Origin of the sequence: Corallococcus praedator (assembly GCF_003612125.1) — a bacterium.
Lineage (GTDB): Bacteria > Myxococcota > Myxococcia > Myxococcales > Myxococcaceae > Corallococcus > Corallococcus praedator.
On the sequence record NZ_RAWI01000733.1, the window covers coordinates 1 to 1,633 of the forward strand.

Sequence of the window (1,633 nt, forward strand, 5' to 3'; positions counted from 1 at the left end):
CCGGGAGGTGGCGGTGGCGCGGGTGGAGCATCCATCGCGCTGCTGCTCATCGACGCGCAGGCGGTGGTGGAGGGCAACTCCCTCCTGACGACCCGTGGAGGAGGCCCCGGAGGTGATGGAGCGCCAGGTGGCAACGGCGGCCAGGGTGGCGATGGCAGCGACGGTGGAGCTGGCATCAAGGTCGACGCCGTGTCCAAGTTGCCCACGTTCTACAGCAGCATTGGTGGTCGCGGCGGCCGGGGCGGCCGGGGTGGCAACGGCGGTCCGGGAGGCGCGGGCGGTGGTGGCGCGGGCGGCCCCTCCGTCGGCGTGTGGTGCGGTCCGGACGCGGGCCTCACCCTGGAGGACACCAACAGTGTCGTCCCCGGCAATGGGGGCAACGGCGGCACGAGCACCGGCAACCCAGGGACGCCCGGCGCCCAGAGTCAGTCCATCGATTGCGTCATCGTCGACGCCGGAACGCCCTGACGCATCCGCACCGCCCGCTGCCCAACAGCAGCGGGCGTGAAAGCGCGACCCCAGGGCGAGTGCTTGTCCGCTCGCCCTGCGTGCTCCCGGCCTCTACTTCGCTTCCCGGGATTCCACCTGTTACGCTCCCCCGTGGTGGAGATGTCTTCCGAGCTGATCTGCGAAACCTGTGGCTTCACCGTCCCGTCCGACACGGCGGTGTGCCCTCGCGATGGCACTGTCGTGCTGTCGTCGTTCCAACCGACTCCGCCGGAACCGAAGGTCATCGTGGAGCACCAGGGCAGCGAAGCCACCGCCATCACCGACCCCCTCATTGGCCTGAAGCTGGGCGAGTACGAGCTGCGCTCCCGCATTGGCGTGGGTGGCATGGGGCTCGTGTACGACGGCATCCAGCCCCTCATCGGAAAGCGCGTCGCGGTGAAGGTGCTGCGCCCGGAGCTGGCACACTCCTCCGAACAGGTGGCCCGCCTCCTCGCGGAGGCCCGCGCCGTCAACGCCATCCGGCACCGCGGCATCATCGACATCTTCGGCTTCGGCCAGCTCCCCGACGGGCGTCAGTACATCGTCATGGAGTACCTGGACGGTCAGCCCCTCGACGCCATCCTCGCGGAGAAGGGCCGCATCCCCGTCGGTGAGGCGCTGGCGCTGCTCGAAGAGGTGCTCGCCGCCCTGGGCGCCGCGCACGGCGCGGGCGTGGTGCACCGCGACCTGAAGCCCAGCAACATCTTCCTGGTGCGCCAGCCGGACGGCTCGCGCTACGTGAAGCTGCTGGACTTCGGGCTCGCCAAGCGCGGCGAGGGCCCCACCGGCCGCACCGCGCAGACGCGCACCGACATGGTCGTCGGCACCCCGGAGTACATGGCGCCGGAGCAGGCCCGGGGCCAGTCCGTGGGTCCCATGACGGACCTGTACGCCATGGGCGTCGTCACCTTCGAGATCATCACTGGCCGGCTGCCCTTCATCGGCAGCTCGCCCGTGGACCTCCTGATGAAGCACGTGGAGGCGCGCCCGCCCCGGCCGTCGGAGTTCGTCTCCGACCTGCCGCCCGCCGTGGACGCCTTCATCCTGCAGATGCTCACCAAGGACCCGGAGACGCGCCCCAACTCCGCGGACGTCCTGCGCCAGCACCTGTCTCTTGTACACATCTGACGCTGCCGACGAACTC

At 70.2% G+C, this 1,633-nt stretch carries 2 pseudogenes; both read left to right on the plus strand.

The features are described 5' to 3' along the window. Nucleotides 1-468, plus strand: a pseudogene (locus tag D7Y13_RS48900) (hypothetical protein); the annotation flags it as partial. A gap of 141 nt (nucleotides 469-609) precedes the next feature. Beyond that, a pseudogene (locus tag D7Y13_RS49995) lies at nucleotides 610-1,599 on the plus strand (serine/threonine-protein kinase); the annotation flags it as partial. Between the last annotated feature and the right edge of the window lie 34 nt (nucleotides 1,600-1,633).